The sequence below is a fragment of the Lactiplantibacillus sp. DA1 genome (assembly GCF_032681335.1).
Classification (GTDB): Bacteria; Bacillota; Bacilli; order Lactobacillales; family Lactobacillaceae; genus Lactiplantibacillus.
Genome location: NZ_JAWHTQ010000009.1, coordinates 78,043 through 102,168 on the forward strand (window position 1 = coordinate 78,043; position 24,126 = coordinate 102,168).

Annotated in this window: 19 protein-coding genes; all 19 read right to left on the minus strand. The window is 43.3% G+C overall.

Annotated elements, in window-relative coordinates; all coding sequences use genetic code 11:
- Nucleotide 1 precedes the first annotated feature (1 nt).
- The 19 genes from glgA to yaaA all read right to left on the minus strand — a co-directional run bounded on the left by glgA (nt 2) and on the right by yaaA (nt 23,720).
- Nucleotides 2–1,441, minus strand: a complete 1,440-nt coding sequence (gene glgA / locus RXV91_RS13865; RefSeq protein ID WP_316440350.1) for a glycogen synthase GlgA — start codon at nt 1,439–1,441, stop codon at nt 2–4.
- Nucleotides 1,434–2,606: a glucose-1-phosphate adenylyltransferase subunit GlgD gene (gene glgD / locus RXV91_RS13870; protein WP_316440351.1), complete on the minus strand. Its 1,173-nt coding sequence runs from the start codon at nt 2,604–2,606 to the stop codon at nt 1,434–1,436. Before glgD ends, glgA begins: the two co-directional genes overlap by 8 nt.
- Nucleotides 2,603–3,742, minus strand: a complete 1,140-nt coding sequence (locus RXV91_RS13875) for a glucose-1-phosphate adenylyltransferase (protein WP_316440352.1) — start codon at nt 3,740–3,742, stop codon at nt 2,603–2,605. Before RXV91_RS13875 ends, glgD begins: the two co-directional genes overlap by 4 nt.
- A gap of 2 nt (nt 3,743–3,744) precedes the next feature.
- On the minus strand, nt 3,745–5,637 hold the full coding sequence (gene glgB, locus RXV91_RS13880; protein ID WP_316440353.1) for a 1,4-alpha-glucan branching protein GlgB: 1,893 nt from the start codon (nt 5,635–5,637) through the stop codon (nt 3,745–3,747).
- A gap of 331 nt (nt 5,638–5,968) precedes the next feature.
- Nucleotides 5,969–7,585: a peptide ABC transporter substrate-binding protein gene (locus RXV91_RS13885; protein ID WP_316440354.1), complete on the minus strand. Its 1,617-nt coding sequence runs from the start codon at nt 7,583–7,585 to the stop codon at nt 5,969–5,971.
- 33 nt (nt 7,586–7,618) lie between these two features.
- Nucleotides 7,619–7,747, minus strand: coding sequence for a hypothetical protein (locus tag RXV91_RS13890; RefSeq protein ID WP_316440355.1), 129 nt, complete (start codon nt 7,745–7,747; stop codon nt 7,619–7,621).
- A 266-nt stretch (nt 7,748–8,013) separates the two neighbouring features.
- A complete protein-coding gene (locus RXV91_RS13895; RefSeq protein ID WP_316440356.1) occupies nt 8,014–9,252 on the minus strand; it encodes a glutamate-5-semialdehyde dehydrogenase in 1,239 nt (412 codons plus the stop codon).
- An 18-nt stretch (nt 9,253–9,270) separates the two neighbouring features.
- On the minus strand, nt 9,271–10,068 hold the full coding sequence (proB, locus tag RXV91_RS13900) for a glutamate 5-kinase (protein WP_316440400.1): 798 nt from the start codon (nt 10,066–10,068) through the stop codon (nt 9,271–9,273).
- 21 nt (nt 10,069–10,089) lie between these two features.
- The gene (locus tag RXV91_RS13905) at nt 10,090–11,313 is read right to left on the minus strand and encodes an MFS transporter (RefSeq protein WP_316440357.1); all 1,224 of its coding nucleotides are present in this window, start codon (nt 11,311–11,313) and stop codon (nt 10,090–10,092) included.
- Between the two features lie 620 nt (nt 11,314–11,933).
- On the minus strand, nt 11,934–13,361 hold the full coding sequence (dnaB, locus tag RXV91_RS13910; RefSeq protein ID WP_021730339.1) for a replicative DNA helicase: 1,428 nt from the start codon (nt 13,359–13,361) through the stop codon (nt 11,934–11,936).
- A gap of 15 nt (nt 13,362–13,376) precedes the next feature.
- Nucleotides 13,377–13,829 (minus strand): 50S ribosomal protein L9, encoded by a 453-nt coding sequence (rplI, locus tag RXV91_RS13915; RefSeq protein ID WP_021730338.1) that lies wholly within the window; start codon nt 13,827–13,829, stop codon nt 13,377–13,379.
- A gap of 11 nt (nt 13,830–13,840) precedes the next feature.
- Entirely contained in the window at nt 13,841–15,853 is a 2,013-nt protein-coding gene (locus RXV91_RS13920) for a DHH family phosphoesterase (RefSeq protein ID WP_316440358.1), read from the minus strand.
- 170 nt (nt 15,854–16,023) lie between these two features.
- Complete coding sequence (gene rpsR / locus RXV91_RS13925) at nt 16,024–16,260, minus strand: 30S ribosomal protein S18 (RefSeq protein WP_021730336.1); 237 nt, start codon at nt 16,258–16,260, stop codon at nt 16,024–16,026.
- A 38-nt stretch (nt 16,261–16,298) separates the two neighbouring features.
- A complete protein-coding gene (gene ssb / locus RXV91_RS13930; protein ID WP_003641634.1) occupies nt 16,299–16,901 on the minus strand; it encodes a single-stranded DNA-binding protein in 603 nt (200 codons plus the stop codon).
- Between the two features lie 36 nt (nt 16,902–16,937).
- Entirely contained in the window at nt 16,938–17,237 is a 300-nt protein-coding gene (gene rpsF / locus RXV91_RS13935; RefSeq protein ID WP_003637271.1) for a 30S ribosomal protein S6, read from the minus strand.
- Nucleotides 17,238–17,654: 417 nt separating this feature from the next.
- The gene (gyrA, locus tag RXV91_RS13940; protein WP_021730335.1) at nt 17,655–20,237 is read right to left on the minus strand and encodes a DNA gyrase subunit A; all 2,583 of its coding nucleotides are present in this window, start codon (nt 20,235–20,237) and stop codon (nt 17,655–17,657) included.
- Nucleotides 20,238–20,417: 180 nt separating this feature from the next.
- Nucleotides 20,418–22,364 (minus strand): DNA topoisomerase (ATP-hydrolyzing) subunit B, encoded by a 1,947-nt coding sequence (gene gyrB / locus RXV91_RS13945; protein WP_021730334.1) that lies wholly within the window; start codon nt 22,362–22,364, stop codon nt 20,418–20,420.
- A complete protein-coding gene (gene recF / locus RXV91_RS13950; protein WP_316440359.1) occupies nt 22,361–23,485 on the minus strand; it encodes a DNA replication/repair protein RecF in 1,125 nt (374 codons plus the stop codon). The genes gyrB and recF overlap by 4 nt, the downstream gene beginning before the upstream one ends.
- A gap of 1 nt (nt 23,486) precedes the next feature.
- Nucleotides 23,487–23,720 carry a S4 domain-containing protein YaaA gene (gene yaaA / locus RXV91_RS13955; protein WP_033609242.1) on the minus strand — a complete coding sequence of 78 codons (234 nt, stop codon included), beginning with the start codon at nt 23,718–23,720 and terminating at the stop codon, nt 23,487–23,489.
- Between the last annotated feature and the right edge of the window lie 406 nt (nt 23,721–24,126).

Genomic DNA, 24,126 nt, shown 5'->3' on the forward strand with positions numbered 1-24,126 from the left:
CCTAACGCGCTAATTGTTGATAAATCATTCGATACTGTTGTGCCGAGTGCTCCCATCCAAAATCACAAGTCATCGCTTGATGTTGTAATTGCCGCCAAATACGTGGTTGGCGTCTGTAAAGTGTCACCGCGAGTGTCATTATTTTACGGAGTACTTCTGGTCGATAATCATCAAAACTAAACCCAGTCCCCTGGCCCGTAAACTGGTTATACGGTATGACCGTATCCCTTAACCCACCGACCGCATGAACAATTGGCAGTGTCCCGTAGTGCATTGCCATCATCTGAGATAGCCCGCACGGCTCAAAGGCAGATGGCATTAAGAATAAGTCACTTCCCGCATAAATTTGTTGTGCCAGTTGCGTATCAAATTGAATTGCCGCGACAACCTTGTTAGGATAAGCGGTTTGATACATCTGAAAAGCGGCTTCCAAGGCTGGTTCACCCGTTCCAAGTACAATTAATTGAACATCCTGCCGTTTCAGAAAAGGATCTAGTGCACTTAACAATAGATCCATCCCTTTTTGCCTAGTCAGCCGTGATACGACCGCGAACACGGGCACATTCTTAACCGGTAGCCCGAGTCGGCGCTGCAGGACGTGTTTATCTTGCCGTTTCGGTTTCAGATCCTGGACAGTGTAATTGACTGCTAAGGCTGGATCAATTGCTGGATTATATAGCTGTGTGTCAATGCCGTTCAGAATACCACTCAATTTGTGTTGATTTGCGCGTAAGACACCATCTAAGTGCTCTCCAAAAGCCGGTGTTTGAATCTCTTTAGCATAAGTCGGCGAAACTGTGTTAATGGCATCTGCAAAATTAAGACCACCTTTTAACCAGTTCACCCGATCATAAAAAGCTATACCCGCTTCCGTATACGTTTCAGTGCCAATATGGAATAAAGAATCAAGGATGACTGGATCATAGATGCCTTGAAACTGAATATTATGGATAGTCAGTAACGTTTTAATGTCACGATAAGCTTCAATCCAATAATACTTTTCGGCTAACAATACCGGGATAAAGGCCGTATGCCAGTCATTCAGTTGTAAAATATCTGGAATATAATTCAAGCGTTCCATCATTTCGCAAATGGCCATCTGAAAAAAGGCGAAGCGTTCACCGTCATCCCAATAACCGTATAACCTATCCCGACCAAAATAATCCAAGTTATCAACCAAGTAATACTGAACGTGTCCGATTGTTACTGTCTTAATCCCACAGTACATCGACCGGGATCCCACTTGGACAGTGAAATGGGTCACCGTTGTTAATTGTTGCTGATATTCGGTGGGCATATGCCGTGAATAGTAAGGAATGACCACCCGCACGTCAATACCTTCTGCTTGCAATGCGCGGGGTAAAGCCATACTGACATCCCCTAACCCCCCTGTTTTATAAAAAGGGGCTGCTTCCGCCGCTGCAAATAAGACCTTAGTCATGTACAGCCACCTCCGCTTGTTGAAAGACACGCTGGCTCTTTCCAATCACTAATGGCGCTGTTGGTGTCCCTTTAAGCACTAAGTTCGGTCCAATGACTGCATCCTTATCAATAATGACATTCTCCAGCTTACACCCCGCCCCAATGCGCGCACCTTGCATAATAATCGCATTCTTGATCTGAGTATCACGATTAATCAAGACATCCCGAAAAATCACGGAATGCTCAAGATGGCCTTCAATGTAACCACCAGTCCCACACAAACTGTCCCGACATTGTGAACCAGTCGCAAAGAAGGTAGGAATTTCATTCTTGACCTTGGTGTAAATACGCCGCGAACTATAGAATAGTGCCCGAAAATTCGCTTCGTCCAAAATGGCCATATTAGCGGCAAAGTAACTTTGAATATCGTGAATATTAGCCTGAAAACCAGTATATTCAAATGCATTCGCATTATGTTGAATAACTGCCTGGCGCATGAGCTCTTCTAACCTAATCATATCGCCACGCTGATTAGCTGACTGTAGCAATTCAATTAAGTCAATCGTACTCATCAGATAGATTGCCATGCTCTTAGCGACTCGCTTGATTCGGGGACCGATTTTAGCCTTATTAAGTGGTACAACCGCGGTTGCATCGCCTTTAGCCGTTAGTTGTAAAATCGTATTTTCAGGCGTTAAAGTGGCCGGGTCGACTCGCTTATACACCGCGGTGACCGGACTGTTACGTTCTTCGTGATAACGGAGTAACGCTTTCAAATCAATGTTACCAACGTTACGCGTACTCATCACCACTGAATACTCACTTTGACTACACTTTAAAAACTGAATCGAATCATCATAATAATGATGCAAGAGTGTGGCCTTCTTTTCGGGTGCTACTAGCTGCAAATCATTATAAGGTGATAGGAATAAACCGCCCCGAATAGTGTTTAAACTCCAATCACGACCACTGCGCAAATGATCCGCAACTGACCGTCCTGAACGAGGCACCGTGACCATTACATTTTGAATTCCTGCATTAATCACACTAGATAATTGAAAGTCCACTAGTCGATACCGACCGCCGAATGGCAACATTCCCACTGGCCGAATCGCAGTTAACGGCTGCAATGCTTCACTTGGTTCTAGTAAATTGATAATCGCACTAACGCGTTCACGCTTCATGGCTGCTCAACTCCCATCGTTTCGTGATAACCGACCACTGCAATCTTATCGGCCGTTCCAATAATTTGAGCATCATCACCAATCACGGCGTCCTCACCAATCAGCGCGTGATCAATCACGACATTCTTACCAACCGTGGCCCCCGGCATAATCATACTATCAACCACGCGACTTCCTATTCCAACCGACACTCGTTGCGATAAGATTGAATGATCAATTTCACCCGCAACGTAACAACTATCAACCACCATCGCATTATTGACCTGACTCGTTTCCGTTAAGAACATCGGTGGCAACACTTCCGCCTTTGAATAGATCCGCCAATAGCGATCACCAATATTTAGTCGATTATGTGGCGACAAAAACTCCATATTCGCCTGCCATAAACTCTTGATTGTTCCCACATCTCGCCAATAGCCTTTAAACGAATAGGCGTAGACGGATTCATTGTTCGCTAGATAAGATGGAATAACATTCTTGCCAAAATCTTCAAGTGACTTATCGGTAGCATAGCTTTTAACCAAGTACGCACGTAGGGTCGGCCAATTAAAAATATAGATTCCCATTGAAGCCTTATCACTCTTAGGGTGAACCGGCTTTTCTTCGAATTCAATGATTCGATTCGTAGCGTCAGTGTTCATCATGCCAAACCGCTTAGCTTCTTCATTAGTTACGTGAATCACGCCCACGGTCAACGAGGCTTTCTTCTCCTGATGGTATTTCAGCATCGCATCATAGTCCATCTTATAGATATGATCCCCTGACAACACTAGCAAATACTTGGGGTCCTGTTGATCGATATATTCGATATTCTGATAGATGGCGTGCGCAGTTCCTTGAAAAAATTTTTCACCCTCACTGGATGAATAGGGTTGTAACACCGTGACGCCACCATTCAAACTATCAAATCCCCAGCTTGCACCACTGCCAATATGTGCATTGAGTTCCAGCGGCTGATATTGGGTAATCACGCCAACCGTGTTAACCCCTGAATTGGCACAATTACTGAGTGTAAAATCAATAATTCGGTAACGACCGCCAAACGGTACCGCGGGTTTGGCCGTATCCTTGGTTAGTTTACCTAACCGAGTTCCCTGACCACCCGCTAAAATAATGCCTAACATATCATCTTGCATTCTTAATGCCCCCTCATCACTTTGACTGGTCGAATTAATAATGCGCCCATTGCGGGTAAGGTCACCGTAAAGCTCGCTGGTTGTCCACGATAAGGCTCATCAATAGCCGTAAATTCCGTTTCTAACTTAGTCCACGTTCCACCGAAAGCTTGAGCTTCCGTATTAAGCAACAGTTCATATTGACCCTGATAAGGGACGCCAATGCGATACTGTTGCCGTTCTACCGGCACAAAATTAAAAGCCGCCACGACAAAACTGTACTTACGCTTCGCTTGCCGAATAAAACTCATCGTCGAACTTTCCGGGTCATCAGTGTGGGTATAAATAATACCAGCAGGATCATGATCTTGCTCCCACAGCGGCCGATTGTGGCGATAAACCATGTTCAATTGAGTCGTAAACTGTTGCATTCGGTAGTTCAACGGATCATCCAAATCAATCCATTCCAGCGCACTCCAATCGCGCCATTCTAAGAATTGGCCCCATTCTGAGCCCATAAAATTCAATTGTTTCCCGGGAAAGGCCACCATGTAAGTCAGCATCGTTCGAAGGTTAGCAAATTGGTTGTACCGATCACCAGGCATTTTATGCATTAACGATTTTTTGCCATGAACAACTTCATCATGTGAAAATGGCAAGATGAAGCGTTCATCAAACATGTAGACAAAGGCAAACGTCAACAAATCAAAGTGAGCATGCCGGTATAGCGGGTCCATCATGAAAAAATCAAGTGTATCGTGCATCCAGCCCATATTCCACTTGTAATTAAAACCAAGCCCCCCATTAGTAACGGGCCCCGTAACTTGTGGATAGGCGGATGATTCCTCTGCAATCATTAGGACATCTGGATGCCGGGCTAAAATAGTAGTATTCATTTTTTTCAAAAAAGCGATACCTTCTAAGTTACGATTATCCCCATATTGATTAACTTGTCCTTCACGCCCCTCGTCATAATCGCAGTACAACATGTTAGAGACGGCATCCACTCGCAATCCATCTAAGTGACATTGTTCAAGCCAATACAGTGCGCTTGAAATCAGAAAGCTTTGGACCTGAGCTTTACCAAGATCAAAGTTCCACGCACCCCAGCGGCGGTTGTTCGCCCGCTCAGGATCAGCATACTCAAATGTGGGCGTCCCGTCATACTGATATAGCGCGTCATAATTGCGAATAAAGTGTCCTGGTACCCAGTCAACTAATACGCCAATATTAGCTTGATGGCATTGATCAACGAAGTTTAAAAAATCTTCCCGATTACCAAAACGACTAGTGGGCGCAAAATAGCCCATTTGTTGATACCCCCAGGAGGCGTCTAATAGATGTTCCATCACAGGCATTAACTCAATATGGGTATATCCTAATTGCTGGACATATGGAATTAATACCGTGGCCAGCTCTGAGTAAGTCTCATACTGGCCATCTGAATGCCGCTGCCATGAACCTAAATGTACTTCATAAATACTAATGGGGCGATTGGCTGCGTGTGATTTTTTACGACGTGCTAACCATAAACTATCGTGCCAACGCATCGCCACGGGTTGAACAACCCGGCTAGCATCACCCGGCTTACGTTCAAACTGCTGTGCAAATGGATCAATTTTCAACTGAACTTGCCCGGTCGCTGTTGTGACCTGAAATTTATATGGATCGCCAACGTGGACCGCCGCCACTTGTCCTTGCCAAATTCCCGTCGTTCCCATTAGTTTTAACGCTCCAGGTTGCCAGTCATTAAAATCACCGACAACGGCAACTGCTTTGGCATGGGGCGCCCATACGCGAAACGTTGCCCGACCATTTGTCGCCAAGTGACAACCTAGATAATCCTGACTATTGAAGCCAACACCTGTATTGAATAAGTAACTTGCATCATTGCTATCAGCAGATTGTTTAACCAAAGCATCACACCCCCTATGTGATTAATTGAACAGTTATATAAAATTAATCTTATTATAAGAAGATAATCGTGTTTTTGACTATCCTTGATAAGTTGGCCTTACTTAATCGGCCAATTCACAAAAATGCCTATAACATATAGGTTGCCATGCTTAACATCACTAAGCGCTGCAAACTGATTCATCACGACTATTTACGGCTAAAGCCCGCGGTAACTCACTTTGTCATCATAAAACGACTTGTCAAAAAAAAGACCCGAAAAAACAAGCTTTTTCGGGTCAGTTAATTTATTCAATTACATTTCTATCAAATTATTTATATTTACGCCATCACTTATTTCCAATAGGCGTAACGATACAGCGTATCCCGTAGCAGGGTGAAGTGGATACCACCAACTTGTTTGCTGATCAAATGCGCTGCTGCCGTTTGATAAATTGGTGTCACCCCTTGTTCTTTAGCAACTAATTGTGCTGCCTGTTGCATCGTTTGATACCGCGCTTTAGTCGTTTGACTTCCTGCTGTAATCGTTGCAATCAACTTTTCATACTGAGCATCATGAAACTTACCAAAGTTGACGGAATTAGTTAAGGACGCCTTATTTAGAAAATCAACTGGATCTTGGAAGTCACTTGACCATGATAAGGTGGCAAAGTCAAAATTACCTTTACTTAACGTTGAAATCTCATTCGTTAACGGCACTGATTTAACGTTTACAGTTACCCCGTTAAGATTCTTCTCAATCGCTGCCTGAATATATTCAGCCACTGACTTATTAATATCATTATCATTGGTCAATAACTGCAACGTCCGCTTTTGTGTTCCTAAACTAGCCTGGGCTTTTCTCCAATACTGTTTGGCCTTAGCAGGGCTATACGGGTACAAGTTACCTGTATCCGTATTAAAGTCTTTGCCAGTCGTTGGATTAGTCGTATTACCAGTTGGGACTAAAGATGTCGCCGCAGTTGAACCATCTTTCAACACGTTCTTGACCAAGGACTGTCGATTGAGTGAATAGCTGACCGCTCGCCGCAAGTCAGCATTCTTGAGAGCCGACCGTTTCTGGTTCCATAACATGAAGTAAAGTTGATTCAGCTTTGTTATTTTTAATTGATTTTTTAAGCTACCCTGTTGCGCACTAGCGACCTGCGTTCCGGTAATTTGGGTCACTTGAACCGCATTACTCTCAAACAGGTTCTCGGCGGTACTGTTATTCTTAACAGTCTGCACCTTAACTTGCTTGATATGCACTTGCTTATGACCATAATAGTATGGATTCTTCACATACTTCCAGGTATCATTTGTCCCATTCCACCCTTTTAGAACGTACGGGCCATTCGACAAGGTCTTATTCGCCGTGGTGCCATACTTGTTACCATACTTCGTCGTAAACTGTTTATTCAGCGGATAAATTTCTGTTGCCAGTCGATAATTAAAGTATGGCACCCGCTGTGCCAACGTGATTTTTAACTTATACTTACCAAGCGCCTTGACGCCTAAAGTTTTGACCGCTTTTTTTCCGGCTGTAATCGCCGTTGCATTTTTAATTTCTGCTACGTGGCCCACTTCTTGTGACTTAGTCTTAGGATCGACTTGTCGCTGTAATGAATAGACAAAATCTGCGGCCGTCACTTTACGACCATTGGCCCACTTGGCATTGTGTCGCAATTCAAACGTGTACGTTTTACCACCATTCGTTGGCTTAACCACCTTTTTAGCAATCGCTGGGATAATCTTTCCCTGCTGATTAGTCGTGTACAAGCCTTCCATGAATTGTGCAATTGCTGCTTGACTGACAATATCATCAGCCTTATCAGGATCGGCCGTCGCAATCGCCTGCGTAGCCGTTACGTTCAACGTTTTCTGCCTGCTTTTCGTTTGACTACCGCACCCTGCCAATCCTAAACCTAATAAGGCAATACTAATACCACTGACCCATATTTTGATTTTCATTATGATGACTCCCAATCTTAGCAATGATCATGATTAACAACAACAATAACCATATTGATGCTGACAACACATCAATGGTAAGCCGCCATTATCCGTAGTGAGCCGCATTTTATCGACATTCACGGTTAACTTATCATTCTGCGATCCTAAGTCCATCATCATAATTCCTCCTTTAAAATTAAAAACTGATTAAGATAAGATTAATTCTCAGGTTTACATCTGTCAACTAAAATCTTTAATTATCAGTTGATAAACAATATTTTAGTTGATTCAGTGCCGATCAGCATTTCAATTATTTTGGCTCGCTTCTAGGCAACGTCAATCCTAAACGTACAACCCTAAACGTACACTTCTAATGTTTTATAAAAAAAGGCGTGATAAAGTCGTTACCGACTTTATCACGCCAATCTTAGTTATTCTTATGAGTATTACTGGCGAATCTGACCATCACCATCAATGATATATTTATAAGAAGTTAATTCTGCCAGTCCCATCGGACCACGAGCATGTAGTTTCTGTGTTGAAATGCCGATTTCAGCACCAAAGCCAAACTCAAAGCCATCCGTAAACCGCGTCGAGGCATTAATATAAACACATGCGGCATTTACCCGTTGTTGGAAGACCTTACCGGCGCGATAATTGTCTGTGACAATTGCTTCCGAATGTTGTGTATTATAACGGTTAATGTGCGCAATTGCATCCGCTTCTGAAGCAACCACTTTGACAGCAATAATTAGGTCGTTATACTCCGTTCCCCAGTCTTCATCCGTGGTTGGAACCACATCAGCAACAATTGCTTGTGTGGCCGCATCACCCCGAACCTCGACGCCTTGATCACGAAGCGTTTGGATCATCGACGGTAAATAGTCGGCCGCAACATCTTGATGAATCAACAGTTTTTCAGTGGCGTTGCAGACAGACGGGCGTTGTACTTTTCCGTTAATCACTATATCCGTTGCCATTTTTAACTGAGCATCCTTATCCACATATACGTGACAATTTCCCGCACCCGTTTCAATAACCGGGACCGTTGCCTTAGCTAAGACCGTCTGAATGAGTCGCGCACTACCGCGTGGAATGAGGACATCCACGTAATCTGTTAGCTGCATGAACTTTTCAGCTGTTGCGTGCGTCGTATCGGTAATTAACTGAATCGCGTTTTCGTCAATTTCGTGCGCACGTAATGTCGACCGTAGAACTTTGACTAATGCTTGATTAGAATGAATTGCTTCCTTACCACCACGTAAAATCACGGCATTCCCGGTTTTGAAACATAACGCAGAAGCGTCAACCGTCACATTGGGCCGTGCTTCAAAAATCATGCCAATGACGCCCAATGGAACCCGTTCCTTAGCAATCATTAACCCTGCTTCATTACGCCAAGCCCGATCAACGTTACCAATCGGATCCTCTAAAGTCGCAACTTGCGTTAATCCGGTCGCCATATCCTGAATCCGTTCAGACGTCAACCTTAACCGATCAATAAATTTCGTAGGTACTTGTGGATTTTCTAAATCTTGTGCATTAGCTGCCAAGATTTCATCTTGATGTGCAATTAATGCCGTTGCCATCGCGGCTAACACCTGATTTTTTTGAGTTGTAGCCAACAGTCCTAATGTATAACTTGCCGACTGTGCACGTTCTCCTAACTGTTCTAAATCAGTCATACTAATTAACCTCCTTGCTTAACCAAATAACGTCCCAACTGGTTCGCCTGCTAAAATCTGGAAAATAATCGTGGGATCAGCACCATTGGCCAAGATCATCTGTCCATGGGCATCAATCATTCGTTCGGCAGCTTTCAACTTAGTGACCATACCACCGGTTCCAAAACGACTCCCACTGCCACCAGCTAATTCATAGGTGCGCTGATCAACCTTACCAACATGTGCCAATAATTGGGCTTGCGCATCGGCATTGGGATTACCATCGTAAAAGCCATCAATATCTGATAACATAATCAGCAAGTCGGCACCGATATTAGTTGCAACAATGGCTGATAATTGGTCATTATCTCCAAATTTAGTTTCATGATCCAATTCATCAACCGCCACTGTATCATTTTCATTAACAATTGGCACCACATTTTGCTTCAATAAAGCTTCAAACGTATTCAAAACGTTATGGTGACTCTTAGGGTAGACAAAGATATCACGCGTTAACAATAACTGCCCAATTTTCTGTTCATAAATCGCAAAGCGCTCTTTATAAATCGAAATCAATTCAGTTTGACCAATCGCTGCAATCGCCTGTTGCTCAGGAATGGCTTTCGGACGTTGCTTTAGCCCCATATAATTTAAGCCTACCCCGATTGCACCAGAAGAAACTAGGACAACTTCACGACCACGATGCCGCATTGCACTAATGACAAAGGCTAACTGGTCAATTGCCCGTAAGTTAATTGATCCATCTGGATAAACTAGCGTACTCGTGCCAACTTTGATTACAACCCGTTTAGCCCTTAGTTTTCGCATCACTTTCACTACTGCCACCAACTTCTCAAGTTATTTTGTTTCACGTGAAACATTCGTTTTAATATCTGTTTTCATATAATCAACTGCGTGCCGCAAGTTTACGTGTACGACCCCAACATTAATAGCCAAAACCAACAATAAAATGACAAAAGCTAGTAAGAATAGCACTTTATAAGACCAGTTATCAATGATCACTCCACCAAATAGAGGCCCCAATGAACGTCCCAACGCACAGAATGCTTGAACCAACCCTTGGTAACGTCCCTTAGCCCTAACTGGTGACAGCTGACTTACTAGCGTTGGCATCGCTGGTGACCACGTTGCTTCACCAATTGTCAGTAATACCATTGCGAAGATAAAGTGCGGATAATCATGAGCGATGACCAGTGATAGGAAAGAGAGACCAACAAATAACATGCCGAAGAAGAATTGATAATATAAGTTCTTAATACGATCACCAAGTAAGCTCAAAATACTTTGAATGAGTACTAATAAGCCGGCATTAATCGTCCATAAAAAGCTGTAATTACGCAACGGCATGCCGAGATTGGTCATATAGACAGATAAATTACTAACCCACTGCTCATATAATAGCCAAATAATAAACAAACTGACGAAGAACGTCCAAACAATATGAAAATTTGCTCGGGGCAAGCGAATATTCTGGCCTTGCCGTGGATCAACACCCGTGACATTTGATGAATCAACGTTATATTCGAACAATGCAATAATCAAGAAAATCACGAAGAGTCCAGTTGTCATTGAAAACAACAATGCCATCCCCATACTGTAAACAATCCCCACTAACATAGTCCCAAAGACAACGCCTAGATTGGCGGCTAGATACATCAGTGTAAATGTTCGGCGTACTTTATTGCGGGGAACACTAGCTGCTAGCGCATTGAACATCGTATTCAGCCAACCACTAGCAAAACCCGTTACTACTAATAATAATGGATACCACGGCCAGCCATGGAAAAAAATCAGGGCAAAGTTCGCTAAACCATTTAAGGTAATCCCCATTAGTAATAAATGATAAGGGTTACCACGATCGAACACGCGACCACCGATGGTACTAGCTAAAACATTCGCTACCGAATTAAACATCAGGACGATCCCAGTTTCCGTTAATGACTTTCCCAACACATTGTGCATGTAAATCGTCGTCAACGGCCAAATAAAGCTCATACCGATGTTATTCATAAATTGCCCAGCAATTAGCCAAGGCGTTTTAATCAGTTGTTTTTGTGCCACGCAATCACCACCATTATTAAATCATGCTACTTTTCATCATAGCAAAGTTTATTTAAAATAACAGGGACATTTATGCTTTGATAGCGTAATTAATGTTGATTCCTAATTAGCGGACACGCTATCATCTGTTATCAACTGGCTTCTAAATGCTTGAGTTACTGGCCTTACTTAAGACTATGCGCATTACTGTCGCTACCCCAACCAGTTGATTGCTCCAAAATAACTAAAAACGATCGAATTTCCGATATAAACATCAAGAAATTCGATCGTTTTTAGTTGCCATGCTAATATTTAAGTGTTTCAAACAGCAGATTCAGACTAACGTCATGGCCTCTCACAGGCTTTCGGACTGGAGGGGCTGGGTGACAATGCTCAGTAGCCAAATTATTCTTAGCTGGAAGTGCATTTCTTCCGGCTTAGAATAAGACTCGTATTTGAGATGACGCGGGTTGTGCGTTATCTCAAATCGACGTCGGCTACGTTCCAGCAATTGGCACCCAGCCCCGAGGTCGGCATAGGGCGCACGTATACTGACGAATAGTAATCCAACTAATTGGCACGTTTTAATCATAATTCATACTAAATAATAACTAGCATAATTCATGATTTAATAAACTAGTCTATGCTTGGGGGTCCTGCGCATATGAAACCGACGAGAACTTATTAAACGGTTTAACAAATAATAACTTAACGGTTCCCCGCGCCCCAGCACGGTTCTTTTCGATAATCACTTCAACTTCACCAACATCCTCGGAAGCATCTGCATCCCGTGGGTCGCCACCGTTAAAGTCACCACCGCCACCGCCAAAATTACCACCATCATCATCGTCGCCGCCTTCGCGGTCATAATAATCTTCCCGGTATAAGAAGGCTACGATATCAGCATCTTGTTCGATTGATCCCGATTCACGAATATCAGAAAGTACTGGTCGCTTGTCTTGTCGTTGCTCAACACCACGAGAAAGCTGCGATAATGCAATTACCGGAACGCCTAATTCCTTAGCCAATTTCTTCATTTGCCGTGAAATTTCAGAAACTTCCTGTTGTCGACTTTCAGTATTGCTGCCTTCGATCAATTGTAGGTAATCGACAACGATCAGTCCAAGATTACCTTGTTCCTTCGCTAACCGGCGGCTCTTCGCTCGAATCTCTGACATCTTAATCCCAGGAGTATCGTCAATAAAGATACTAGCCTTAGATAAGCTACCCATGGCAACTACTAAATGTTCCCACTCTTCCTCATTCAACTGCCCCGTCCGCAAATGCCCGGCATCAATACTACCCTCTGCACATAGCATCCGGTTAACCAACGATTCGGCTCCCATTTCCAAACTAAAAATAGCAACCGTCGTATCAGTCTTCGTAGCCACATTTTGAGCAATATTCAATACAAAAGCCGTCTTCCCAACTGCGGGCCGCGCCGCAAGAATTATCAGATTATCTGGCTGTAATCCAGCCGTCATCTTATCTAATTCGGCAAACCCCGTTGGTAAACCGGTAATGTCATCATCATTTTGATACAAACGATCAATTTCTTCAATCGACGCATTTAACACGTCCGAAATCGACTTAAACCCACTTTGATTACGCTGTTCGGACACATTCATAATGTCACGTTCGGCGTCATCCAATAACGTCGTAACGTCGTCATTTTCCGTGTACGCTTTTTGGGTGATCTCAGTAGCCGTCTTAATTAACCGGCGCACCGTCGCTTTTTGGGCCACGATTTTTGCATAATACCCAGCATTAGCTGCAGTCGGAACCGAACCGGCTAACTCCGCAATGTAGCTCATTCCACCGACGTCATCCAATTGATTTTGGGCCGTTAGCAGATCACTAACCGTTACCGCATCAATGGCTTCATCACGGTCATTCAAAGTTACCATGCTGGCAAAAATGATCTGATGTGCACGTCGATAAAAATCTTGCGCTTCGACAAACTCCATCGCTTCCACGAGGGCATCACTATTTAAGAAAATGGCCCCCAAGACCGCCTTTTCAGCTTCAATATTTTGTGGTGGGGTTTGATCCAGCACATCGTTGTTCATTTATGATCCGTCCTTTTACTTTTCGACAACGTGTACGCGAATTTTCGCCGTTACTTCTGGGTGTAACTTAACGGGCACGTTTGTGTAGCCTAATACCCGAATTGGCTCTGGCAATTCGATTTTACGTTTATCTAACTTAACTTGATACTGGTCAGCTAGTGCCGTCGCAATTTGTTTGCTAGGAATTGAACCAAATAACCGGCCATCAGTTCCCGCCTTAGCCTGGAGTTCAACCACTGTTTCATCAGCTTCAAGGGCCGTTTTAACTTGCTTAGCTTCAGCTAATTCTTCGGCAGCACGGGCAGCTTCTGACTTTTGTTCAGCTTTCAACGTATTGATTGCTGCTTTAGTTGCTTCTTTGGCTAACCCTTTTTTAATTAAAAAGTTTTGTGCGTAACCATCAGGAACGTTTTTAATTTGACCACGTTTTCCCTTACCACGAACATCATTCAAAAAAATAACTTGCATTTTACTCACTCCTAATTAGATTCTGAGGTTGGATCGTCAGCGCCTGTCAACAAATCAATTAATGACTGTTTAACCTCGTCAACTGACTGACCCTCAATTTGCGTGGCAGCGTTCGATAAATGACCACCACCACCCAATTTTTCCATATAAACTTGGACGTTAATTTCTCCAAGTGACCGGGCAGAGATACCGACCCGACCATCTTCACGTCGCGTAATCACAAATGACGCATCCACACCGGACATTGACAACAATGAGTCGGCTGCTTGCGCCGCAGTGACCGGATCATAGACCTGATCATTCTCACCGACACATAGTGCCATATCCTGATTGACAAACTCAACCGTTTCAATCAAATGATTGCGTTGTAAGTAGCTATCAACATTTTCCTTCATAAACTGCTGAACGAGCAACGAATCCGCACCAGCAGAACGTAAATAACTAGCTGCATCAAATGTCCGCGATCCTGATCGCAGTGAAAATGATTTCGTATCAATAACAATCCCAGTCAGCATGGCCGTAGCTTCAATTTTATTAATTGGTTCCGCATCATGTGATTGATATTCAAACATTTCAGTAATTAGCTCACACGTCGATGACGCATACGGTTCAATATAAACCAAAACTGGATTTTCTGGAAATTCTTCGCCCCGACGATGATGATCAATAATCATGACTCGATTCTCAAGTCGTTCATAGAGCGCTTGGGACATCGAAATACTTGGCTTAGAATGGTCAGCCATAATCAGTAAACTTTGGTCAGTCGCCTTTTCAAGGGCTGCTTCTGGCGAAATAATCGCCGATTCAATATTTTCATCGGACTTCAACTGATCAAGCAACCGTTGGATATCAGAATGCACATTTTGCTCATCTAAGACAATCCAGCATTGCTTACCGTTCATTTCAGCAATTCGCCGAATCCCTAGACAGGCCCCAACAGCATCCATGTCAGGTTGCCGGTGACCTTGAACAAAGATTTGATCAGATTGATTCATTAATTCCTGAAGTGTCTGACTGATCATCCGTGCCCGAACCCGTGTCCGTTTCTCCATCGGGTTCGTCTTGCCACCATAAAATCGAGCTGGACCATCTTCAGCTTTAACAACAACTTGGTCACCACCCCGCCCTAAGGCAAGATCCATGTTACTTTGCGCTAGATCGGCTAAATTGTTCATATTACGCTCGCCGTAAGCAATCCCGATACTCAATGTTAGTGGGAAATTTTGCTTAGAAGTCGACTCGCGAATGCGATCTAAAATGCGAAATTTATTTTCTTCGACCCGCCGTAAACTACTAGCATATCCAAGTAGGAAGAAATGATCATCATCCAAACGTTTTAAATACATCCCAAACATCTGCGTCCACTTGGATAATTCATTCGTCACATAATTATTCAAGTTGGAGATATCGGTATCAGTCATTGATTGAGTGATTTCGTCATAGTTATCCAAGAAGATTTGACCAATCACAAGCTTTTCATCTTCAAATTGGTCAGTTAGCTCGGCATACTTAGTAACATCCATCATATAGACCGTATTAGTGCTTTGCTGGACGCGTAAATCAAATTGGTAGTCTTGCCATCTAATCGTAGTTGGCTCGTCCATATGCGCATTTAACGTAGCTGCTAATGCAGGATCAATATCCTCCAGGCGGTAGCCCAATACGTCCTTATCCCCGAAATAACGTTGGAGGTATGGATTGACCCACTCAATTGTCTGATCGTCATTAAAAATCATGACGCCAATCGGCATCTGAATCAGTGCTTCTTGTTCACCACGCTTAATTCGGTAGGACAAGTCCGAAATATATTCATTGGCACTCGAACTTAGCTCAATCAGCGTATTATAAGACATCACCCCAGCCATCACAATCAGAATGAGGATAATGGTCCCAAAAATCCAGTTCATTAAATAGCCAGTCACTAACATGATTAGCGATAAGCCCATGATGACTAACGCTAACAACCGTAACTGTTGATTTTGTAAGAAAAATGGAATTTTTTCGCGCGAAAAGATCTTTTTCATATTAAAAATCCCTCAAGCCTTCTCAGTAATGACTATATTTTATCACAAACCACCGTCCGCTTCAGCGTTTCATCTCAAACCCCGTAAACGCTTAACTAGACGGTACTCTCATCTATCGAGAGTAAATAAAAACCACAGAGCCGAAGTCTGTGGTTTTTGAATGACTATAATTAGTCTTCAGATACAAAGGCTAATAAGCCCATGATCCGTGCACGCTTGATGGCGATAGTTAAAGAACGTTGGTTCTTAGCACTAGTCCCCGTTACACGACGTGGCAAAATCTTCCCACGTTCTGAAATGAAACGACGTAATAAGTCAGTATCTTTATAATCGATGTAGTCGATATGGTTAGCGGCGATGAAGTCGACTTTACGACGACGACGGCCACCTCTTCTTTGTTGTGCCATTGATATTTCCCTCCTCGTTATCTGTCTAATTAGTTAGACTAGAATGGTAAATCATCATCCGAGATATCAATTTGATCGCCATTATTTGCGAATGGATCCGCCTGGTTATTGTTGTTAGCACTGCTTGATGGTGCCGCACTACTAGCATTACCAGTATTACCATTACCAAATGGGTTATTGTTATTCGCTGATGATTGTTGAGGAGCCGCATTTTGGCCTTGATTACTATACCCATTATTATTGTTGTTGTAATTCGAATTACCATTGTTGTAATTGTTATTACCACTACCACCATTAGCAGACTGATGACGTTCAGACTCTGCCCGTGATTCTAATAATGAGAAGTTTTCAACGACAACTTCTGTAACGTAAACTCGTACCCCTTGTTGATTTTCGTAGTTTCGGGTTTGAATCCGACCATCGATACCAACAAGTGAACCTTTATGAGTAAAGTTAGCAAAGTTTTCAGCAGCTTTACGCCAAATGACACAGCTGATGAAGTCTGCTTCACGTTCCCCATTTTGATTCGTGAATTGACGGTTTACGGCAATAGTGAACGTCGCGACGGCGGCACCACCATTCGTGTAACGTAATTCCGGATCTCTTGTTAGTCGGCCAACAAGAATTGTACGGTTAATCATGCAGAAGCGCTCCTCTCTTGAAATTAATTTTGTCTATTAGTCTTCGCGTTTAACGATCATGTGACGTAAAATGTCATCATTGATCTTTGAAAGACGGTCGAATTCGTTTAAAGCAGCGTCATCAGTAGCTGTTAAGTTAACGATATGGTAAGTACCTTCGTTAAAGCCACCGATTTCGTATGCGAAACGACGCTTTGACCAATCTTTTGAATCAATTACTTGTGCACCGTTATCAGTTAAGATTTTGTCGAAACGATCAACTAAAGCTGTCTTGGCAGCATCGTCGATGTCGGGACGTACGATGTAAGTAATTTCATATTTCTTTGATTCACTCATGAAATTTGCACCTCCTTATGGACTTCAGGCCCTTCTTTTTGAAGAGCAAGGAAAGTAATCTAGCTAATGTTAGATACTCACGAATTTAAAGTATAGCATCTAAATCAGTTTGTTGCAAGGGTTTAAGCGGCCGACTATCACAAAAAGATCTGGAATCCGTTACATCAATCAATTACGCTGATTGAGCCGTATTTCATTTTATTTCCCGGGAAATATTTCTTTTTTCTGAAATACTTACTTTTATTTACATGTAAGTTAGTCACTTGAACACGCTCATTGTTAATTAGTATCAGCACGAAAAATTGTTACATCGAACGATTGAACTGGATTCTAACTATAACTTCATCAATACCAGTTGACAGCGACCCGTAAAAAGGCTCGGTAGACAAAAATTGTCTACCGAGCCTTTCGAACAACTTATTCGTTTAAATCATTGGAATCAGTCGTTGTTTCATCAGTTGAAGTTGTTGTTTCTGTAGTCGTGCCATCCGTATTGACTGTTTCATCAGCAGTTGGCGTCGCGCTAGCAGCATCCGTTGTAGGCGTATCGTCAGTTACTGGTTCTGGATCAACCTTAGCCATAGTTGCAACCTGTCCATCCGCACCTAAGCGCATGAGACGAACACCTAGCGTCGCTCGACCAGTCTGTGAGACGGTCGCAATATTAAAGCGAATCATAACCCCTTGGTTCGTCATCACCATAATATCTTCTTGCCCGTTAACCGTCGTCAAGCCAGCTAAATGACCATTTTTTTCAGTCACATTAGCCGTCTTAATACCTTTACCACCACGACCCTTGATTGGGTAATCAGCTGCTGGTGTTTGTTTACCATAGCCTTTTTCCGTAATGATAAAGACGTTACTGTCCGGCTTCAGAATATCGAAACCAATGACAAAGTCGTCATCACGTAAACGAATTCCCCGAACTCCAGAAGCTGTCCGCCCCATCGAGCGAACTGTGGTTTCATCGAAACTAACTGCATAACCATCATGGGTCCCAATTATCACGTTCTGGTGGCCATCCGTAATGGTTACCCCAATCAATTCATCATCATCCTTCAGCGTAATGGCCTTCAAACCATTACTGCGGATATTAGCGAATTCTTGGACCGGCGTCCGTTTGACAACCCCGTTGACCGTTGTGAAGAACAGGTAGTTATCAGAAGCGCTGGCGTCACCCGTGACATTAACGACCGCTTGAATTTTCTCGCCAGAATTGACTCCTAGTAAGTTAATTACTGGAATTCCTTTGGCAGTTCGACCATATTCAGGAATTTCGTAGGCCTTCATCCGGTAGACTTTCCCCGCATTAGTGAAGAAGAGTAAGACATCATGAGTTGACGTTGTCAGTAAATGCTCAATAAAGTCGTCATCATGAACATCCATCCCTTGAATACCACGGCCACCACGATGTTGCGACTTAAATTCTGTCGTTGGCAATCGTTTGATGTAACCATTATGCGTCAAGGTAACGGCAACTTCTTCTTCCTCAATCAAATCTTCATCTTCGATACTGAGGACTTCGCCGACCATCAATTCAGTGCGTCGCTTATCACCAAATTTACGTTGAATTTCCATTAATTCTTCATAGATAATCTGGTTAATACGATCCCGACTAGCCAAAATTGCTTTATAGTCCGTAATTGCCTTCAGTAAATCTTGATATTCACTCTCAATCTTTTCCCGTTCCAAACCAGTTAACCGAACTAGTCGCATATCAAGAATAGCCTGAGCCTGCTTATCAGATAAGCCATAGTTATCCATTAATTGATTTTTGGCAATTTCACTCGTTTGTGATTGACGAATAATCGCAATAATTTCATCAATGTGATCTAGTGCAATCCGTAATCCTTCAAGAATATGGGCCCGCGCTTGGGCCTTCTTCAAGTCAAATTCAGTCCGCCGCCGAATTACGTTTTCTTGATGTTCCAAGTAATAAATTAAAATTTGTTTCAAACTCAAAACTTTAGGAGCACCCTTAACAATGGCCAACATATTAAAGCCAAAGTTAGTCTGCATCAACGTCATCTTGTACAGATTATTCAAAATGACCGAAGCACTAGCATCGCGGCGCACATCAATGACGATCCGCATCCCTTCACGGTCACTTTCATCATTGATATCAGTAATACCTTCGATTTCCTTATCACGTGCCAAGCCCGCGATTCGTTCAATCAATTTAGCTTTATTGACCATGTATGGTAATTCAGTCACGATAATCCGTTGCTTACCGTTCTTTTGATCCTGAATATCAACCTTAGCGCGAACAATAATGTTCCCACGACCAGTCTGATAAGCCTTCCGAATTCCCGACTTACCCATCACAATCCCACCAGTTGGAAAATCTGGTCCCGGTAAGACTTCCATTAAGTCAGCAACCGTTGCATCTGGATTATCCATCAACAAATGAATTGCCGAAATAACTTCTGCCAAGTTATGCGGTGGAATATTAGTCGTCATCCCAACGGCAATCCCAGTCGCCCCGTTAACTAATAAGTTAGGAAAGCGTGCTGGTAAGACTGCTGGTTCCCGTTCCGTATCATCATAGTTCGGTTGCCAATCAACGGTATCCTTGTTAATATCGCGCAACATTTCAACCGCAATCTTGCTCATTCGAGCTTCGGTATACCGCATTGCAGCAGCCCCATCACCATCGACAGAGCCAAAGTTCCCATGACCGTCGACTAACATATACCGATAACTAAAGTCTTGGGCCATCCGTACCATTGATTCATAAATCGCCGAGTCACCATGGGGATGATATTTCCCCATAACATCCCCAACGATCCGCGCCGATTTCTTATACGGCTTATCAGGGGTAACCCCTAATTCACTCATACCGTAAAGGATCCGCCGGTGTACTGGTTTTAAACCATCGCGCACATCCGGTAACGCCCGGGCCACAATCACACTCATGGCGTAACTTAAAAATGACGTCCGCATGGTTTTGGATAGGTTCACATCCGAGATACGATTGTTCGATAAATCTGAATCAGCCAAAATATTCGTCCTCCTTCATCCGTTTTGCCGCTATTAAAGCTTTACTAAAACTTCTTGGTGTCTTCCGTACGGCACAGCTTTCAACATCGCCGACCGTACTAATCACGCATCATTACCAAACTAAGTCTGATTAACGCCGCAGCGTACCAGTGCTTAGTTCATAACGACTAAGCTGACACACTAAACATCCAGATCCTGGACGAACTTGGCATTATCTTCAATAAATTCTCGCCGTGGTTTAACTTGGTCTCCCATCAACATCGAGAAGACCCCATCGGCATCCGCAGCGTCTTCATCACGAACCCGTAATAGCCGCCGCTTTTCTGGATCCATGGTCGTTTCCCACAATTGTTCCGCGTCCATTTCACCAAGACCTTTATACCGTTGAACAACGGGCTTAGGCGATGGTGCCAATTGCCCCATCACTTCACTCAATTCTTCATCAGAATCAATATACTTTACAAATTTACCTTGGCGTACTTGGTACAGTGGTGGCTGTGCAATATAAACAAAGCCGGCATCAACCAACGGCCGCATATACCGGTAGAATAGCGTCAATAATAAGGTCCGAATATGTGCTCCATCAACATCGGCATCGGTCATAATAATCAATTTATGATAGTTCGCCTTGCTTAAATCAAAGTCACCACCAAAACCGGTACCCATCGCCGTGAACAAGGAACGGATTTCTTCGTTAGCCAAAATCTTATCAATGCTGGCCTTTTCCACGTTCAAAATTTTCCCCCGAATTGGCAGAATTGCCTGCGTTAATCGGGAACGTCCCTGCTTAGCTGACCCACCGGCAGAATCCCCTTCGACAATGAACAACTCACTAATTTCAGGGTCTTTACTACTGTTGTCCGCCAGCTTACCTGGTAAATTACTAATTTCCAAGCCACTCTTTTTCCGCGTAACTTCCCGCGCACGCTTAGCAGCGACCCGGGCCTTGGAAGCAAGTAACCCTTTGTCGACCACTTTACGAGCAACACTTGGGTTTTCCATCAAATACTTGCTAAAGTGTTCTGAGAATAGCCGGTCGACTGCGGCCCGGGCATCAGAGTTTCCAAGTTTAGTCTTGGTTTGACCTTCAAATTGAGGATCCGGATGTTTAACACTGACAACGGCCGTCATCCCTTCACGAACATCTTCACCAGATAGGTTCGCATCGCTTTCCTTCAACAAGTTATTCTTACGAGCATAGTCGTTGATGACCCGCGTCAAAGCACGTTTGAAGCCTTCTTCATGCGTTCCACCTTCGTACGTATGAATATTATTGGTGAAGGTCATCAAATTACTGTGGTAGTCGTCAGTATATTGCAACGCAACTTCTACCGTAATCCCATTCTGTTCTCCTTCCACATAAATTGGTTCTGGAAATAGAACAGTTTTGTTTTTATCTAGATATTCAACATAGTGACGAATCCCACCTTCATAAAGAAAGTCATCTTCAGTGGGTTCATCAGGACGATTATCCCGAATCGTGATCCGTAACCCCTTATTTAAGAAAGCGAGTTCGCGGATCCGGGTCGTCAAAATACTAATGTCATAGGTGGTCGTTTCCCGGAAAATATCAGGATCCGGAACAAAATGAACCGCCGTCCCATGAGCATCATCAGGCGCATCACCAATGATCTTCATCGGTGTCTTTACCTTTCCACGTTCAAAGTCCATGTAATAAACATGACCATTCCGAGTTACTTTGACGTCCAGGGTCGATGATAAGGCGTTAACAACGGAAGCCCCGACCCCGTGAAGACCACCAGAGACTTTGTAACCGCCGCCACCGAATTTACCACCGGCATGTAAAATCGTATAAACCGTTTCAAGCGCTGGTTTACCCGTTTTTTCTTGAATATCAACAGGAATCCCACGACCGTTATCAGTCACCGTAATACTATTATCTTTTTCAACGGTCACGTGGATCACGTTGGCGAACCCTGCTAAGGCCTCATCGATCCCATTATCAACAATTTCCCAAACTAAGTGGTGGAGTCCTTGACTACTCGTCGTACCGATATACATTCCGGGACGTTTCCGGACAGCTTCTAAACCTTCCAAAACTTGAATTTGGCTAGCATCATATTCACGGGCCTGTTCAAGTTTGGTTTCTTTTTCGTTTTCGGTCAATGCGGTTCCTCCTCGTGTAAAGTGCCATGGCTAACTTCAAATACTTTTGGCGCGTTAATTAATTTGCGGGCCACCCCGTCAAGACTTGGCGTGGTTAAAAAGGTCTGCACTTTATCTTGAATCGCTGTCAGCAAGTGGGTCTGCCGGGCAGCGTCTAATTCTGATAAGACATCGTCTAATAACAAGACTGGGTATTCCCCTGTCTCTGCTTTCATCAGGTCAATTTCAGCGAGCTTAACAGATAGTGCCGTCGTTCGCTGTTGTCCTTGCGAGCCAAACGTCTGGACATTTTTCCCATTAACCCCAAATTGAAGGTCATCCCGGTGGGGCCCCAATAAAGTCGTCCCTTGAAAAATCTCTTTGGCTTGTTGTTGTTGATATAAGGCTTGTAAAGTTTCGTAAATATGCGTTACCGAGGTTTGATCGGCAGTAGGAACTTGCGTGACATAGTGAAACGTTAATTGCTCCTGTTGTTGCGTAATTTCGCTGTGAACGGCCTGTGCCCACTTTTCAAGTTGCTGCAATAATTGCAACCGCTTATGAATGATCTCCGCGCCAAACGTGGCTAATTGATCCGATAAGACGCCTAAATAAACTTTGTCCTTGGCTTGCTGACGATTTAATTGCCGTAAATATTGATTACGCTGTTTTAAGATCGTTCGGTACTGACTCAAGTTGTACAAGTACTTAGGACTCATCTGACCAAATTCCATATCCATAAAGCGTCGTCGAATTGCGGGCGCTCCTTTGACAATTGACAAATCTTCTGGTGCAAATACAATCACGTTGAGATTACCTACATACTGAGATAATTTAGCTTGCTCTAAATGATTGACCTTAGCACGTTTGCCGCGACGACCCAATTCGAGTTCCAGTGGAACCGCACCGGTACTTTTATGTAACCGGCCCTGCAAGGTCGCCGTTGTCGCTTGCCATCGAATGAGTTCTTTGTCATTAGCCGTTCGGTGGCTACGCGTTAACGCCAGCACGTAGATGGCTTCTAACAGGTTCGTCTTTCCCTGGGCATTTTCTCCCAGTAAGACGTTGACCCCGCGACTGAAATTAATAGTCAAATCCGCGTAGTTCCGAAAATCATGCAAGACTAAGTTTTCTAAGTACATCTTAATCAGTCGTTTCTTGATTTGAGCGAATAAAAAATGACCCGTTGTCTTCAACTTCAATCGTATCGTCCGGATAAAGTTTACGACCCCGTCGATCATCTGGTTCACCATTAACTAAAACGGTATTTTCTTTTAGAAACCATTTCGCTTGACCACCCGATCCAATGATGGCCGTCTCTTTTAAAAGTTGCCCCAACGTTATATATGGGGTTCTGATATCTATTGGCTGTTTCACAATGTCACCTGCCTATCTGATTACAAGCTATTAAACGACTGTCTGGAGTGCAACACACACTCCTAACAGGTTATATTATACTTGTTTTTTAATGAAAATTCAATTTATAACCGTACTCAGAGCCTTTTTAAGCCGATTTAAGCCTTTTTAATATCGGGATACTAGCCTGGGGGTAAATTTGCTGAAATTCCCTAATTTGGCGGATTTTAATAAAATATCTTATTTTTTTACTCAGAAATCAGCTGAAAAATCCGACTCATAAGCCAATTTTTTCTCCACAACACTCAAGTTAGCCGATCCGTAGCCATCAATGACTAGCATTTATCAAAAACTGGCAATCGCGATAGTTGCCGACTATTCTGAATATATAATATTAATAACTTCAAAAGTTACACCTTGTTTTAGC

Coding starts and splice junctions, on each gene's coding strand:
- RXV91_RS13895 (WP_316440356.1), bottom strand. CDS start 9,252: ATGACTGATTTAGAACAGTTAGGAGAACGTGCACAGTCGGCAAGTTAT.
- glgA (WP_316440350.1), bottom strand. CDS start 1,441: ATGACTAAGGTCTTATTTGCAGCGGCGGAAGCAGCCCCTTTTTATAAA.
- glgD (WP_316440351.1), bottom strand. CDS start 2,606: ATGAAGCGTGAACGCGTTAGTGCGATTATCAATTTACTAGAACCAAGT.
- RXV91_RS13890 (WP_316440355.1), bottom strand. CDS start 7,747: ATGATGATGGACTTAGGATCGCAGAATGATAAGTTAACCGTGAATGTC.
- recF (WP_316440359.1), bottom strand. CDS start 23,485: ATGTACTTAGAAAACTTAGTCTTGCATGATTTTCGGAACTACGCGGAT.
- rpsF (WP_003637271.1), bottom strand. CDS start 17,237: ATGAGTGAATCAAAGAAATATGAAATTACTTACATCGTACGTCCCGAC.
- ssb (WP_003641634.1), bottom strand. CDS start 16,901: ATGATTAACCGTACAATTCTTGTTGGCCGACTAACAAGAGATCCGGAA.
- RXV91_RS13920 (WP_316440358.1), bottom strand. CDS start 15,853: ATGAAAAAGATCTTTTCGCGCGAAAAAATTCCATTTTTCTTACAAAAT.
- rplI (WP_021730338.1), bottom strand. CDS start 13,829: ATGCAAGTTATTTTTTTGAATGATGTTCGTGGTAAGGGAAAACGTGGT.
- RXV91_RS13875 (WP_316440352.1), bottom strand. CDS start 3,742: ATGCAAGATGATATGTTAGGCATTATTTTAGCGGGTGGTCAGGGAACT.
- rpsR (WP_021730336.1), bottom strand. CDS start 16,260: ATGGCACAACAAAGAAGAGGTGGCCGTCGTCGTCGTAAAGTCGACTTC.
- dnaB (WP_021730339.1), bottom strand. CDS start 13,361: ATGAACAACGATGTGCTGGATCAAACCCCACCACAAAATATTGAAGCT.
- RXV91_RS13885 (WP_316440354.1), bottom strand. CDS start 7,585: ATGAAAATCAAAATATGGGTCAGTGGTATTAGTATTGCCTTATTAGGT.